Annotated in this window: 13 protein-coding genes and 1 riboswitch; of the genes, 3 read left to right on the top strand and 10 right to left on the bottom strand. The window is 33.4% G+C overall.

The window, feature by feature from the left end:
• The first annotated feature begins 299 nt into the window (after positions 1-299).
• Entirely contained in the window at positions 300-1238 is a 939-nt protein-coding gene (xerA, locus tag C7954_RS12210) for a site-specific tyrosine recombinase/integron integrase (protein ID WP_073160558.1), read from the top strand.
• A 51-nt stretch (positions 1239-1289) separates the two neighbouring features.
• On the opposite strand, the gene C7954_RS12205 is transcribed toward xerA, so the two are convergent.
• The 5 genes from C7954_RS12205 to C7954_RS12185 form a co-directional block, all read right to left on the bottom strand.
• Entirely contained in the window at positions 1290-2411 is a 1122-nt protein-coding gene (locus C7954_RS12205; RefSeq protein WP_073160555.1) for an aspartate aminotransferase family protein, read from the bottom strand.
• A gap of 148 nt (positions 2412-2559) precedes the next feature.
• Positions 2560-3258, bottom strand: coding sequence for a 2,3,4,5-tetrahydropyridine-2,6-dicarboxylate N-acetyltransferase (dapD, locus tag C7954_RS12200; protein ID WP_073160553.1), 699 nt, complete (start codon positions 3256-3258; stop codon positions 2560-2562).
• Positions 3259-3342: 84 nt separating this feature from the next.
• A complete protein-coding gene (locus C7954_RS12195; protein ID WP_073160551.1) occupies positions 3343-3990 on the bottom strand; it encodes a 4-hydroxy-tetrahydrodipicolinate reductase in 648 nt (215 codons plus the stop codon).
• Positions 3987-4865 carry a 4-hydroxy-tetrahydrodipicolinate synthase gene (gene dapA / locus C7954_RS12190; RefSeq protein WP_073160549.1) on the bottom strand — a complete coding sequence of 293 codons (879 nt, stop codon included), beginning with the start codon at positions 4863-4865 and terminating at the stop codon, positions 3987-3989. The genes C7954_RS12195 and dapA overlap by 4 nt, the downstream gene beginning before the upstream one ends.
• A 1-nt stretch (position 4866) precedes the next feature.
• Positions 4867-6099 carry a diaminopimelate decarboxylase gene (locus C7954_RS12185; RefSeq protein WP_089656157.1) on the bottom strand — a complete coding sequence of 411 codons (1233 nt, stop codon included), beginning with the start codon at positions 6097-6099 and terminating at the stop codon, positions 4867-4869.
• Positions 6100-6239: 140 nt separating this feature from the next.
• Positions 6240-6429, bottom strand: a riboswitch (Lysine riboswitch).
• 260 nt (positions 6430-6689) lie between these two features.
• Here C7954_RS12185 and gdhA point away from each other — a divergent pair.
• The gene (gene gdhA, locus C7954_RS12180) at positions 6690-8030 is read left to right on the top strand and encodes an NADP-specific glutamate dehydrogenase (RefSeq protein ID WP_073160545.1); all 1341 of its coding nucleotides are present in this window, start codon (positions 6690-6692) and stop codon (positions 8028-8030) included.
• Positions 8031-8171: 141 nt separating this feature from the next.
• On the opposite strand, the gene C7954_RS12175 is transcribed toward gdhA, so the two are convergent.
• From C7954_RS12175 to C7954_RS12165, 3 genes are all read right to left on the bottom strand, one after another.
• Entirely contained in the window at positions 8172-9020 is an 849-nt protein-coding gene (locus C7954_RS12175) for an ABC transporter permease (RefSeq protein ID WP_081374626.1), read from the bottom strand.
• A gap of 107 nt (positions 9021-9127) precedes the next feature.
• Entirely contained in the window at positions 9128-10066 is a 939-nt protein-coding gene (locus C7954_RS12170) for an ABC transporter substrate-binding protein (protein ID WP_073160543.1), read from the bottom strand.
• Positions 10067-10131: 65 nt separating this feature from the next.
• Complete coding sequence (locus tag C7954_RS12165) at positions 10132-11313, bottom strand: quaternary amine ABC transporter ATP-binding protein (RefSeq protein ID WP_073160567.1); 1182 nt, start codon at positions 11311-11313, stop codon at positions 10132-10134.
• A gap of 486 nt (positions 11314-11799) precedes the next feature.
• On the opposite strand from C7954_RS12165, the gene C7954_RS12160 reads away from it, so the two are divergent.
• Positions 11800-13392 carry a DEAD/DEAH box helicase gene (locus C7954_RS12160; RefSeq protein WP_073160541.1) on the top strand — a complete coding sequence of 531 codons (1593 nt, stop codon included), beginning with the start codon at positions 11800-11802 and terminating at the stop codon, positions 13390-13392.
• Positions 13393-13523: 131 nt separating this feature from the next.
• Here the strand turns inward: C7954_RS12160 and C7954_RS12155 are convergent, their stop codons facing one another.
• Positions 13524-15755, bottom strand: coding sequence for a glycosyltransferase (locus C7954_RS12155; RefSeq protein ID WP_134060122.1), 2232 nt, complete (start codon positions 15753-15755; stop codon positions 13524-13526).
• Positions 15745-16230, bottom strand: coding sequence for a flippase-like domain-containing protein (locus tag C7954_RS12150; RefSeq protein WP_243833689.1), 486 nt, complete (start codon positions 16228-16230; stop codon positions 15745-15747). The genes C7954_RS12155 and C7954_RS12150 overlap by 11 nt, the downstream gene beginning before the upstream one ends.
• Positions 16231-16332: the final 102 nt, after the last annotated feature.

Below are 16332 nucleotides of genomic sequence, written 5' to 3'. Positions count from 1 at the left end.
GGCTAGGCGGATGGAACTATGCCTAATTCAACTAATTTCAGCCAAATAAATTAAATTATTTCTTATTTTGCTCTTGACATCTTACCGTATTACTTTAAGTCTAAATATTCAATTTTTATTTATCTCTACAATTTGCTTTCTATTATAATTATAGTACAAAGGTCAGAGAAGGTCAAGAGCAAAAATAGAGGATTTTAAAGTTTTTAATTGAATAAGATATATATAGGTACCAGGTACAAATCAATTGATTTGTACCTGGTACAAGAAAAGGTACAAGAAAAAAAGTACAAACAAAGGAAGTGATTAAAATTTCTCAACTTGATTTTTTACAGGCTTTAAATAAATTTAAAAAATATCTTGATGTGGAAAAGGGATATTCAGAGCTAACAATTAAAGAATATGACAGTGATCTGCATCAATTACATAAATATCTCAGAGAAGAATTGGATTTTGAGGAAGGTTTTAAGGCGGATGATGTTGACCGCCTTGATATTTCAGAGTTTTTGGCTGATGCAGTAATAATTAATAACAATAAGGCAGTGACCAGAAATAGAAAGCTCTTTGCTGTTCGTTCTTTTTACAAATATCTTCTCCACTACGGAATAGTTGATAAAAATCCAGCAGAGGCGATTGAAAGCAGTAAGACTGATACCAGACTGGAGCCAATCTATTTAAAACTCAAAGAAGCACAGAAATTTATTCAGGCAATTGATGAGAATGGTGGTATTAACCGACTTCGTGATCTGGCCATAGTTAAACTTTTCCTTTATGCAGGTCTCCGGATATCAGAGCTGGTTAATCTGGACTTTGATAATATTGATTTTGATGATGGTTCAATTAAATTTTATGGTAAGGGTAAAAAAGAACGCTATGTGCCGCTGCATCAAGATGTAGTTCTTTCAATCAGACGCTATATGCGGGAAAGAAATTCAATTAAAATCAAGGAAAGTGATGCCCGACAGGCTGTTTTCATTTCCCGGCACGGTAGAAGAATTAGTCCGCGGACTATTCAGCTTTTTGTCAAAAAATATGCAAAAAAAGCAGGTTTAAGCAGGGCAGATAAGATTACTCCCCATAAACTCCGCCATACCTTTGCTTCTACTCTTTATCGGCAGACTAAAGATATAAAAGTACTGCAGGATCTTTTGGGTCATGCTAATTTATCTACAACTCAGATTTACACCCATGTCGACACTGAGGAAAAGAAAAATGCTATTGATGAGATGCCAGATTTTTAAACAAAAGTACCGGACAACTGGAAAGTAAATCCAGATGCCCGGTACTTTATTTTAACTCAATATTTTCTTTAATTTTGATATTAGCTTATTGATTTCCTCTTCAGTAATATTAAGAGCAGGCAAAAAGCGAATTACTCTGCCTTTAACAATATTCAGCAGCACACCTTCTGCCTGAGCTTTATCTCTTAAATTAAAAATTTCCTCTTTTAATTCGATTCCCAGCATTAAACCGATACCCCTGACCTCTTTTATCTTATCAGATTCAAGCTCTTTTAATTTATTTAAGAAGTATTCTCCTCTTTCAGCAATTGAATCTTGCATAGGCTCAAGTTTTTCTAAAACTATTTTTGCTCCCCGTAGGGCAAGTGGGTTAGGAGCAAAGGTTGAACCATGATCACCAGGTTCTAAAACCTCAGTCATTTCTCCTTTCATGATTACTGCTCCCAAGGGAAGGCCACCTCCAAGTGCTTTGGCGATAGTAATTAAATCAGGTTTTAAATCAAAATGTTCAAAGGAATATCGTTTAGCAGTTCTATACAGACCTGCCTGAACTTCATCAGATGCCAAAATCCAGTCATTATTTTCAATCAGCTTATTTAATTCAGCTACAAATTCTTCTGATGCCGGCTGAACTCCTCCAGAGCCCTGTAGTGGTTCAAAAAAGACTGCTTTAATATCCGGGTTTTGGGCTGCAGTTATTTTTAAACTTTCCACATCGTTAAACTCAGCTTCTACTGTACCTGACAAAAGTGGCTTGAACTGATCTCTGATTCCAGGGAAGCCGTTAACTGAAAGTGCTCCCAAACTTCTGCCGTGAAAAGAGTTGCTGAAAAATAATATTTTACCTTCTCTAATTTTCTTTTTAATAATTTTTAAAGCAAGCTCAGTTGCCTCAGTTCCGGAATTAACAAAAAATGCTTTATCACCAGGATCAGTAATTAACTCGGCTACTCTTTCAGTATCCTCGTCTAAAAAATAATTTGAAGTATGAGCATAGCGTTTTAACTTAGCTGAAATTCCGTTTATAACTTCTGGATAACTGTGGCCCAGGGCCAGCACCCCAATCCCAGAGAAAGTATCAAAATATTTATTGCCTTTCTGATCGTAGATATATACTCCTTCTGCCTTCTCAATTTTAAAATCATAACTGTTATAGAGTTCTAAATAACGCATTTTTAAAACATCCTTTATAAAATTATTTGGGAAAATTTCATATCCTGCCTATTTAAAAGCTGGCCAAAATAAAATCCAGCCAGCTTAATAATTTATGCTGAAGTTTATGCTTTTGAAATTTAATTTCTAAATGTAAATCGATTTTGATTTAAAGCTGACGCAGACTGGCCATTACTTCAGTCTTCTGCTTTGTCTGATCATCTACATCCTTAATCTTTTTAGCAGGAGCACCAGCATAGACAGCACCTGCAGGTACATTATCAATAACAATTGAACCAGCTGCAATCACAGCACCTTCACCAATCCGAACTCCTTCTAAGACAACTGCGTTAGCACCAATAAGCACATTATCTTCCACAACTACCGGGTCAGCACTAGGTGGTTCAATAACTCCGGCCAGCACAGTTCCGGCACCGATGTGGCAGTTATCACCAACAGCTGCCCGACCTCCGAGCACTGTGTTCATATCAATCATTGTATTGGCACCAATCTGAGCCCCAATGTTGATTACCGCTCCCATCATCAGCACACAGCCATCACCGATTTCAACCTGGTCACGGATATACACTCCCGGTTCAATACGACAGTTGTACTGGCTGTAGTCAGCTAATGGAATTGCAGAATTTAATCTGTCTATTTCAATTCTGGACTGACTCAGCTTATCGCCCAGCTCTTTTTTTAGGGATTCTGCCTCTTTTAGCTCACAGAAAACAACTCCTGAGCTGTCATCTCCATAATATTCGTAAGTACTTAAAATATCTTTTAAATCTTCACCTTTCATATAAAACTTAACAGGTGTTTTTTTAGTGGAATTTGAAATATAGTCAATTAAATCGAAAGAATTCATTTTTTTGCCTCCAATTATAACTTTTTAAACTATAGTTATTATCTATATAAATTTTAGTTTTTTTGAAAGAAGTGGATCTATATTTTAATTATTTAAAATTTCAGGAAAACTGTAAAATCCAGGCTTCAAATCTAAGATTGCCTCAGCACTCAATAAGGCGCCTCTTGTAAAAGCCTCTCTCGAGTAAGCTCTGTGCTTTAAAGTCAGCACTTCACCGGTACTGGCAAAGTCAACTTCATGCTCACCAAATTCTGAACCCAGTCTTTTAGAATGCATTTCGATATCTCTATCTAAAAGATTTCCCAACATAATTGCTGTCCCCGATGGTTTATCTTTTTTAAAACGGTGATGAGTTTCGGAAATTTCAATATCCCAGTCCTGATCTACATACTGATTAACTTTTTTAATCAGTTCAGATAAAATATTGATTCCAATTGAAAAATTAAAACTTTGAATCACCGGCACTTCTTCTGCTAACTTATCTAATTTAGCAAAGTCATCTTCATCGAGTCCGGTTGTTCCAATAACCAGCGGCACCTTTTTTTCCTCAATGACCCTAACTGTCTTTGGAAAAGCTTCTTTTAAAGAAAAGTCAATTATTACTTCCGGCTTTTCTGTTTCTTTTTCACTATTTTCATCTTTTTGATAAACCAGCTTATGGCCGGCTTTAGAAAACAATTTTTCTATCGCCTGACCCATCCGTCCTGAATATCCTATGATTCCATATTTCATACGATATCAAACTCCTTCATTTCTGCTAAAATTAATTCCTGATGTTCCTGACTTAATTTAACCAAAGGACGTCTGAGGTTATTATTTGAGAAACCAATCTGCTGCATTGCAAACTTAATTGGAATCGGATTAACATCAATAAAAATTAAACGCATTAATTTAAGATATTTATAATGTAAATCTTTAGCTGCCTGATATTCTTCAGCTAAAATGTGGGAGGTAATTTCCTTCATAACTCCCGGCATTAAATTTGAAATTACGGAAATAACACCACTACCACCACACATCATTAATGGTAGGGCCTGATCATCATTTCCGGAAAGAATAGTTTTTTCATTACCTGCAATTTCAATTACATTTAAAATCTGACTCATATCTCCACTTGCCTCTTTGATAGCAACAATGTTATCTTCCATCTCAGCCATCTTTTTAAAAGTATCCGGTTCGATATTAACTCCGGTTCTGGAGGGAACATTATAGGCAATAATTGGAAGCTCAGTCTGTCTTGCGATATGGGTAAAATGGTCAACTAAACCTGCCTGACTTGTTTTATTATAATATGGAGTCACAATTAAAGCTCCATCTGCTCCCTGTTCTTCAGCCAGCTTATTCATTTCAATAACTTTAACAGTATCATTGGTTCCTGTACCAACAATTACCGGTACTTTACCATCAGCTTTGGCAACTGCTATTTTAGTTAATTTTTTTCTTTCTTCTAAATGAACTGTTGGTGATTCACCTGTAGTTCCCAGTACAACCAGTGCATCAACATCATTTTCTAGTTGGTACTCTAAAAGTTTTTCAAATAAATCATAATCTACCTCTCCATTATCCTTAAATGGAGTAATTAAAGCAGTACCTACACCCTTAAACATATTAATAGCCCCCTATAATTGTAGTTGTATAATCTTCAAAATTTTCATCTCTTCTAATCTGCTTGACTTCTCCAGCAGTGGTATATAAAAATTCTCCATTTCTCAGCATTCCGTTATAATTAAAACCCATCGCATGTCCATGAGCACCGGTATCGTGAATAACTATTAAATCCCCCAATCTACTCTTAGGGAGTTTGCGGTCGATTGCAAATTTATCATTGTTTTCACAGAGAGAACCAATTACATCATATTCCTCAAATTCGTCTTCTCCCCGAGCTTCTGCATCGATATTTGTTAAGTGATGATAACTTCTGTACATGGCAGGTCTCATAAGATCTGACATTGAAGCATCTACCCCCAAGTATTTCTTATATGTTTCCTTTTCTTTAATTATTTCTGTGACTAAATAGCCTGATTCTCCGGTAATATAGCGGCCTGACTCCATAAAAATCTTGGATTCAAGACCATTTGCTTTTAATACCTTGTTATAAGATGCCTTAACTTCTTCAGAGATTGATTTAACATCAACAACTTGTTCTTTTTCATAAGGGATACCAATACCTCCCCCAATATTAATAAAATCAATTTCTACACCATAGTCTGAAATTATTTCTCTGGCAAATTCAAAGAGCATTTCAGTATATTCTCCAAAAATTTTAGGATCATTTTCATTGGAAACAACCATGGTATGCAGACCCATTGATCTAATATTATTTTCTTTTAAAAAAGTTACTGCATTTTTAATCTGTTCAGCTGTTGAGCCAAACTTAGACTCTTTTGAATCACCCATAATTTCATTTTCAATTGAACCGGGATTTAATCTAAAACAAATATTTTTCGGAATGATTCCATTTTCAAAAAGCTCATAAATATCTGGAGCATAATCAATATTAATGATAGCTCCCTTATTGACAGCATATTTGTAAGCTTCTAATGTTGTGAGGTTAGAAGTAAACATGATATCCTCACCACTAAAACCAACTTCTTCAGCCAGTTTGATTTCAGTTACAGTTGCTGCATCAACCCCACAGTTATTATCTTTCATAATCTTTAAAATGTGGGGATTAGGATTTGCTTTAATGGCAAAGAATTCTTTAAATTCACTCCAATCAAAAGAAGAAATCAAGGTATTTAAGCGATCTAGTATTACCTTTTCATTGTAAATATGGAATGGAGTTCCATATTTTTTAGCAGTCTCTCTAATTTTAGTTTCATTTATAGTTATTTTTTTCATAAATCTACTCCAATTTTAAATTTTTTATATTATATTTATTTTATCATAATTCACTTATAAAAGAAAAAAATATATATATAACAAAAACTCAGCGAAATCGCTGAGTTAAATACTTAATCAGAGAAATCACCTCTTCCATCTTTCGAGATAGCTCAACATCAGCAGCCTGGATAAAACTACTAATGACAGTTCTGCATATTTTTTATGCAGACCCAGCAGACAGCCATTAAACCCTGGCTGAAAGCTTCGGCAAATTAGCCTTTCTTTTCCAACAGCGGTTTAAGCTCCAGTTGAAAAATACTCTTCTAAATTCGCGCCTCTACCCCATCTGATTGATGAGGCATTTTCCTATTGAAATTTATTATACTTGAACTTTGTTTAAGTATATATAATAGAAGAAAGCTTGTCAAGAATTCTATCGTCTTTTTCTGCTCAATATAATAAGGAATAATAAGAAAATTTAAAATTCAACATACAAATATCCTTGTATACAAGGAAAAACATGGCATCTTTAATTGATTTTAAGTGAAATATATATTAAGATTAATTTGTATAAGTCAATCGAAAATAATTATTGAGGAGTGAAAAGTTTGAATAATTATGCTGAAAAAGTTATGAAACAGGTAGTTGAAAGAAATCCTGGTGAAGCTGAATTTCATCAGGCTGTGGAAGAGGTTTTAGAATCTTTAGGTCCGGTATTCGAGAAACATCCTGAATTTGAAGAAAACGGCATTTTAGAAAGAATTGTTGAACCGGAAAGACAGATTATTTTCCGTGTTCCCTGGGTAGATGATCAGGGAAAAACACATGTTAATCGAGGTTTCAGAATTGAATTTAACTCAGCTTTAGGTCCTTATAAAGGGGGACTAAGATTTCATCCTTCAGTTTATGCAGGTATTGTTAAATTTTTAGGTTTTGAACAAATCTTTAAAAACGCTTTAACCGGTCGTCCTATCGGTGGCGGTAAGGGGGGGAGTGATTTTGATCCAAAGGGCAAATCAGATCAGGAAGTTATGCGCTTCTGCCAGAGTTTTATGACAGAGCTGGCCCGCCACATTGGGGATAAGACTGATGTTCCTGCTGGTGATATCGGTGTTGGTGGTAGAGAAATTGGTTATCTCTTTGGTCAGTACAAAAGAATTAAAAATAGATATGAAGCTGGTGTTTTAACCGGTAAAGGTCTTGACTGGGGGGGAAGTTTAGTTCGTACTGAAGCTACAGGATATGGTCTGATTTACATATTAGAAGAGATGCTGAAAGACCATAAAATTTCTTTAAATGATAAAAAAGTTATTATTTCCGGCTCAGGTAATGTTGCAATTTATGCTAACGAAAAAATTACCCAGCTTGGAGCAAAAGTTGTAGCAATGAGTGACTCTTCTGGTTATTTATATGATGAAAATGGAATTGACCTTAAATTAGTTAAAGAAATTAAAGAAGTTAATCGCGGTAGAATAAAAGAATATTTAGAAGAGTATCCTGAAGCAAAATACTGTGATAACTGCACAGATATTTGGTCGATTGAATGTGATATTGCTCTTCCCTGTGCAACCCAAAATGAAATAAATGCAGAAGCAGTTCAGACATTAATTGATAACGGAGTAATTGCAATTGGTGAAGGTGCCAATATGCCGCTAACTTCAACTGCAATAAAAATCGTTAAGGATGAGGATGTATTGTATATTCCTGGTAAAGCTGCCAATGCTGGTGGAGTTGCAACTTCTGCGATTGAAATGACTCAAAATGCAATGTTTGATGAATGGACATTTGATAAAGTTGATCAGGAACTGCAGAAGATTATGGTTAATATTTATAAAGATGCAAGTGAAGTTGCTGCTGAATATGGAATGGAGGGTGACTTAGTTGCTGGTGCCAATATTGCTGGTTTCTTAAAAGTTGCCAATGCGATGTTAGATCAGGGTGTAGTTTAATTTAAAAATCAAGACTATTGATCCTATTCCTATTAAAAATTATAATTAGAATTAATAAGATCCCGCTTAAGTTTTAAAGCCCAGGCGGGATTTTTAATGTGTATATCTCTATTTTATATTTTTGTCTTAGAAATTTATATTTTACGAATCTCTACCAAACAATCTATCTAGAACCATCGCTATAATTACTACTCCCAGACCGGCTTCAAAACCTAAGCCAATATCAACCGTATTTAAAGATCTAAGAACAGGTTTACCAAGACCACCGGCACCAATCATAGCTGAGATAACAACCATTGATAGAGAAAGCATAATACACTGATTAATTCCCATCATGATTGAAGGCATAGCTCCCGGCAGTTCTATTTTAAATAGTATCTGCCACCAGTTAGCACCAAAGGCATGACCAGCTTCTTCTAGCTCTTCGTCTACCTGCTGAATTCCAAGATAGGTTAATCTAATTGGAGGTGCAATTGCAAAAACTACAGTTGCAATTACTCCTGATACATTACCTAAACCAAAGAACATTAAAGCGGGAATTAAATAAACAAAAGGAGGAATTGTCTGCATAAAGTCCAATATTGGACGAGTAATTAAGTCCACTACCCTGTTATGTGCTTTGATAATACCAACAGGAATCCCAATTATTAGTGCAATTAAAACAGAAGTTATAATTGAGGCCAGGGTTATAATTAATGGATCCCACATTTCGATATTTAAGACTAAAGATAGACCTAAAGTAACAAATAAAGCCATTCTTTTACCTTTAAGTTTCCAGGCAATTGCGGCAAATATTGCAATAAAAACTAATGGATGCGGAAAAGCAAGTACTGTTTCCACTCCACCTACAATTGATTCTATTAAAGATGAAAATGCATTTAGAGGTCCACCAAAATTATTTATTAAAAAATTAATGAAATTTTCTACCCAGTTCCCCAGAGGAATTTTTGTTGTTAGTAGTTCAATAATGTTGTTAATAATAATCACCATCCTTTATTAAATTTTTACTGGCGGCACCAAATTTAATTGACACCACCAGCTTTACTTATTGAGCACTACTTTATATTTTTATAATAATATTTTCTTATTAATCTAACTTAGTTATTTACAATTTCAGCTATTACCTTTCTTCCCATTCGGCCATCAGTACTTTTCACTCCAAATACCCACTGGTTAACAATATCTAAGTTATTTGCAATCCATTCTTCAGCGATTGCTTCTGGATCACGTTCTTTATTTTGATATTCATCAATCCAGACATTCTGAATCGGAGCGGTTACTTTAAACTGTTCTAAGAATTTATAGAAATTAGGATTCTCTTCCTGATAACTTTCTCTTACAGTAGTATAGACACTATCACTTTCTCCCCAAATTCCTTCAGGGTCTTCAAGATATTTAAGATCAAACATCAAGTTCATATAGTGTGGCTTCCAGCCGTTAAAAGCAATCCATTCTTCATTATTTACTGCTCTCTGGACTGCAGAAAGCATTCCAGCTGTAGAACTGGACTGTAAAGACCAATCTCCTAAATTATAGGTATTATTTTTAATTGCATCTTGAATAACAATATTTCCAGCATTACCAGGTTCAAGACCATATATCTTACTACCAAATTTATCAGCGTTTTCCTGTAAATCAGATAGAGATTTTACTCCAGCTTCGTAAACATATGCCGGTACAGCTGTTCTGTAAACAACATCTTCTAAATTAACTCTTACGTTGTTAACAACTCCTCTTTTCTGATACTCCGAAAACGTTTTTTCCATTGTCGGCAGCCAATTTCCTAAAAAGACATCTAGATCTTTATTTTCTAAACTTTTAAAAATAACTGTTTCAGGAGCTGCTGTCATCTTTGTTTCATAACCTAAATACTCTGCAACTTTTGCTGCAACATGAGTTTTTACTGTTACACCAGGCCACTGTACATAACCAAAGTTAATTGTATCATTCTGAGCTGCAGCCTGTGGTACTGCTGCAAATAGTCCAAATCCTAAAAGAACGATGAGCAAAGTTGAAATTAATTTTATCTTATTCATTTATATCCCTCCAGAAATATTATTCATTAATTTAACTGTAAATTTTATAAATCAGTCTAAATTTATTATACTTTTTCGGAAGCAAGGTTGGCTACTACATGTGTTTTGACAATAATTCCTTTTAGTTTCTTATTCTCATCTAACACTGGCAGTGGTGTGTCAATATCTGCAATTTTAGAAAATAAGTCATTAACACTTTCCTCAGGTTTAGCTAAGGGTACTTTTTTTATAATTTCAGTTAAATTTTCTTTATCATTATTTAGTGATTCAACCACATCTTCAATGGTAACAATTCCTCTATATTTCAAATTTTCCCCTAGCACAAAAATACTTCCTAATTCATTATGTCGCATTTTATGCAGAGCAGTTCGTAAACCATCCTGTTTATATAAAACGGCTGTTGGTTTATCCATAATATCTTCAGCTGTTAAAACACGAGAACGATTAACATCCTGAACAAATTCTGCTACATAATCATTTTCAGCATTTGTTAATATCTCTTCGTGGTTTCCTATCTGTACTATTTCTCCATCTTTCATGATTGCAATTCTATCACCTAATTTTAGTGCTTCGTCTAAATCATGGGTGATAAAAACAATTGTTTTGTCAATGTGTTCATAAAGATCAAGAAGTTTATCCTGCATATCCTTTTTAATTAAAGGATCTAAGGCACTAAATGGTTCATCCATCAGCAGTACATCTGTGTCAACCGCCAAAGCTCTTGCTAAACCAACACGCTGCTGCATACCTCCACTAAGCTGATCCGGTTTTTGCTCTTCATAACCTTCCAGTCCAACCTGCTTTAGAGCAGTCATTGCTTTTTCTTTTCTTTTTTCTTTATTCATTCCCTGAATTTCCAAACCGAATTCAGCATTTTTTAAAACAGTTCGGTATGGAAAAAGGGCAAAGTTTTGAAATACCATTCCAAACTTTTCTTTTCTAAACTCTCTTAATTCATCTTTATTGAGATCCATAATATCTGTACCATCAATTTTAACTGACCCAGAAGTCGGCTCAACCAGTCTATTTAAACAGCGGAGCAGTGTCGATTTACCACTACCGGAAAGTCCCATAATTACAAAAATTTCTCCTTCTTCAACTTCAAAGCTGGCATTATTGATTCCAACTGTAGCCCCTGTTTTTTCTAAAATATCATCTTTACTCATACCATTTTTGAGCATTTTAATTTCCTGCTGGCCCTTGCCATCGAAAATCTTATAGAGATTATCTGCTTTTATTTTCAATATTGTCACCTCTTTATTTTATTTTATTTTTTAAAATATTACTGGCACAAAAAAAGGTTTAGAAAATGTTCAAATAGAACAAATTCTAAACCTGATGCTTAAAATTAATAGTTCAATTATTATCAGCAAACGCTAGACTCTGATAATAATGCGGGGTAAATTAACCCCAATAACTCAACCCATTAATAGGATAACAAACCGACACCAATCTGTCAAACAGAAATCCCTCCAAAACTTATTTTACACTTTGTCCCTCCAATTTGACTTTAAGCATAGCCTAAGTTATACTAAAAGAGCTGACTAAAAAATTAATATTAAATAACTTAATAGATAATATAGCAACTAAGCCCTGACTATATGAATTGTAGTCGGGGTTTTTTACGTATAAGTATAAATTTAGCAATCTACTGCAGTATTATTTGTTAAGAAAATGCGTGGTTGGTAGATTTAGTATAAGAATATAATTTAAAAAAGGAAGTGGAAGTAAATTTGCAAAAGATTAAATTTAATGAATTAAACATATCAGATGAAATTTTAAGAGCAGTTGAAGAAATGGGTTTTGAGGAAACCACTCCAATTCAGACAAATGCTATCCCAGCAGTATTTAATGGTAAAGATATTGTGGGACAGGCCCAGACAGGTACTGGTAAAACAGCAGCCTTCGGTATCCCTCTTTTAGAGGAAATGAATGCTGATAATAAAGATCCCCAGGCAATTATTCTTTGTCCTACAAGAGAGCTTGCTATTCAGGTTTCAGAGGAACTAAAAAGATTAGCAAAATACAAAAAAAGAATTTATACTCTCCCGGTTTATGGTGGACAGTCAATTGGAAGACAGATTAAAGCTCTAAATAAAGGAGTCCAAATTGTAATTGGTACTCCTGGTAGAGTAATGGACCATATTCGTCGTGGAACATTAAAACTTGATAATATAGATTACTTTGTACTTGATGAAGCCGATGTAATGTTAGATATGGGTTTTATTGATGATATTGAAACTATTTTAAGAGATATTCCAGATGAGAGACAGACTCTTTTCTTTTCTGCAACAATTCCTCAGTCAATTAAAAGATTGAGCAAAAAGTATCAGAAAAACTCAGAATTTTTAAGAGTTGCTCACGAAAAATTAACAGTACCCTCTATTGAACAGTATTATTATGAGATTAGAAGACACGATAAATTAAAAGCTTTAACCAGAATTCTTGACTTAAACAGTCCTGAATTAGCGATTGTTTTTTGTAATACCCGTAAAATGGTTGATGAGCTGAATATTAAACTTCAGGCACGCGGTTACTTATCTGATGCCATCCATGGTGGTTTAAATCAAAATCAACGTGACCGAGTAATGAATAAATTTAGAAATGGAATTATAGAAGTTCTGGTTGCTACAGATGTGGCAGCCCGGGGCATTGATGTAGAAGATGTTGAAGCAGTATTTAACTATGATTTACCTCAGGATACTGACTATTACGTCCACAGAATTGGTCGTACAGGTAGAGCAGGAAAAAGTGGTAAAGCTCACAGTTTTGTAGTAGGTAAGGATATCTATAAGTTAAGAGATATTCAAAAATATACAAAATCTAAAATTAAAAGATCTGAAATTCCCTCTCAGGGTGATATTGAAGCAGCTCAGTTTGATCAATTTAGTGATAAGCTGAGTTCATATATGGATTCTGCAGATTTAGGGAAATACATTGAGCTAATTGAAGACTTAATTGATGAGCAGTATTCAGCAATTGAAATTGCAGCTGCTTTAATGAAAAAATCAATGGATAGCAAAGATAATGATGATAATCAGGCTGAAAGTTCTGGCCAGAGCTTTGGTGATACTGGAGCTGAGCCAGGAATGGTTAGATTATTTATCAACATTGGTAAAAAAGACAGAGTCTCCCCTCGTCATATTGTAGGTGCTATTGCTGGTGAAACAGGAATGCCCGGTGGTTTAATTGGAGCAATTGATATTTATGATAACTTCACCTTTGTTGAAGTTCCTAGAGAAAAGGGTCATGAAGTATTACAGATCATGAAAGATAATTATATTAAGGGAACTAAAATCAATATTGAAGCTGCAAGATCTAAATAAAGATAAAATAATATAGTTTAGCTTTGTAACTTAATTTAAACTTAAATTTAAAGTGGTGTCAGAAGTGTAAAAGCTTTTGGCACCACTTTTTTGATGAAAAATCAATAATTTAATTTAAAGATCTCATCATTTCAATCATTATGATATTTTTTGAGCTGCATAATTTTATAATAAAGTTCTTCAGCTTCTTCAGCCATTTTTTCAATTGAATAATTTTTCGCTGTTTCAAATGCATTCTGTGAAAATTCCTCATATTTTTTTCTGTCATTTAGTAACTCTTTTATTCTGCTGCTCCATTTATCAATCTCTTCTTCTGTTTTATATCCATTAGAAGCTTCTTCTATCACATCATCTATTCCACTTGATTTAACAGCAACAACAGGGTTTTTAGCAGCCATAGCCTCCAGTAGAACCATCCCCTGTGTTTCAGTAGTTGACGCAAAAACAAATAAATCTGAAGCCAGATAATACTTAGCCATTTCTCTAAAATCAACCGCACCAATCAATTCAATATAATTTTCCAAACTATTATCCTTGATAAACTGCATAATATTTTCTTTTTCTGAGCCGCTGCCAATAATAATTAGTTTGAAATCCAGTTCAGATGTTTCCTTTAACCTATTAATTCCGTCTAGCAAAAAATATAAGTTTTTTTCCTTCGATAATCTAGAAACTGAAATTAACAAGTGTTCAGATTTTCCTATTAATTCTTTTCTAAGCTCTTTAATTTTATTCTCATCACAGTTATAGTATTCAAAGTCAATACCAGTTGGCATCACCTTAATGTATCTGCTGACTCCAACATTACGCAGATATTCTTTAGTAGACTCAGTTGGCGCAAAAACTGCATCAGTTTTATTAGCAAAATTTCTGATCAAAAAATGTGAGAGTCGATTGGCAAAGAACTTACGTATAAACAATATATTAGGAACATAGTGAGCATATTTTTCAAGACGGGTATGATAAGTGAAGGCTAGAGGTAGATTAAACTCTTCTGCTAATTTCCTTCCTTTATTGCCCAGCCAAAATGGATGATGGGCATGAACTAAATCAAAATCTTCAGCCTGAAAATCTTTTTTTATCTGCGGTGAATAAATATTGGTAACCGGAAATTCTAGACCTGCTTCTTCATAATAATATATAGAGTTACAGCGAATAATATTTTTTTCATCTTCATTTTGGATTTTATTTTTATATTCAGGAGCAAAAATTTTGACTTCATGCCCTTTTTTTCTCAGCGCTTTAGCTAAACGCTGAATCGAAATCGGAACTCCACCAATCACCGGAAAATAATTATTAGTAAACATCGCAATTTTTAGGTTTTTATTTTTATATTCATTTTCAGCATAAGCAAAATCACGGTAGTAGTTAACTTCTTTATTAATTTCTTTGTGAAATATATAAAATACTGTTAAAGCAATGAATAATACTAATAAAATATTGATATAATTAGCATAAAAGAAAGACTGCAGTGCAACCCAAATATTAACTAACAGCTTTGAGGGTAAACCTGGATTGTTTTCTAAACGCTCTACCTTGACCTTTATCCCATCGTCATTTACATTTACCAAAAGATAGTGATAGAAACTCTTATCGCTATCAAAAATAAGTTCACCTCCAGCACCACCACTTATATAATAATCAACACCTTTAATTTCTTCCTGATGAAAGATTTCTATATTAGAAGAAAAAACAGCATCAATATTATATTTTGTAAAAATCTCCTGATAATAATTCCTTAACTGTTGATTACTTATATATTTTATACTGTCATCTATTAAATATTCTGTATCCACTTTAAGGGGAGCTTTATTCATTATTATAAATTTTTTCTGATAACCTTTAGCTTCTTCTAATTCATTTTTTAACCACTGCTGCTGCCAATTTAAATTGGTGTTCTCGGTAGTATCCAAAAATATAAAATATGAATCATCAATTTGAAAAGAATAGTAAAAAGGACCGAAATATTTATAAAAGTTTTCATTACCACCATCTTTAATTTCTCTACGTCCGATTGCAGTTAAAAAAGGTATTTCCATTTTTTCTAGAGTTCTATAAAAGACCCTATATTTACTTTCATCTCCATCTCGAAGATTATTACCTGTTGAAACTATAAAATCAACATCAGCCTGATTGATTTTTTCTAAAATTCTGTTGTCAAAAATAGCAATTGAGTTCTTAATGTTGCCCACAACTGCAAAGTTATAGCTGTCACTTTGGATTTTTTCTTTAATTATATCCATATTTTTTACATTTACAGCATTAAAGTCCTGAATTGTGTAAGGAGCATAAATTTTGTATGTTATTAATACTAAAATAATTATAATGAAGATTGTAAGATAGATTTCGCTTTTATTCTTCATCTTTTATGCCTCCTCTAATAATTAAATAGAAAAAATCAAAAATACCAATAAAGATACCGATGTATTTACTAAAAAATCGCCAATAAAATAACAGGGGAAACAGATCTTTTTTAGCCACAAATCTAGCAAATAATAGCGAATATCCACCTTCAGCAATTCCGGCTGCTCCAGGAGTTGGTGCAAAGTACATAATAAAAACTACTAGAATCTGCATTGTTATAATTTGATAAAAAGAAATACTATAACCTAACCCCTTCAATATTAAAAAAGTAAAAGAAAATTCTGCTAAAAGAAAAATAATTGTAAAAATCAAAGATAAAAAGACAAATATTTTTTTACCCTGAATAAAAAAAGCCAGATCTTCTGAAAATAATTCTAGATGTTTAAAAATATATAAAATAATTTTTCTAAATCTTTTTTTACTTAGTAAATGTCTTTTTTTAAGAAAATAAAATAACTTATAAATATATTTCATAATCAACTGCTTTTGTCAAGCGAAAAATGTACCACCCTACCAATCGAATTGTGTACCACCTAGTTTAAAAAAGAGAAGGAGAAGAAAATACTCCTTCTGTAG

This window comes from Halanaerobium congolense, assembly GCF_004366375.1.
In the GTDB taxonomy this organism is placed as follows: domain Bacteria; phylum Bacillota; class Halanaerobiia; order Halanaerobiales; family Halanaerobiaceae; genus Halanaerobium; species Halanaerobium congolense.
Note: the sequence above shows the minus strand (reverse complement) of the source record. Positions and strands in the feature narration are given on the sequence as shown.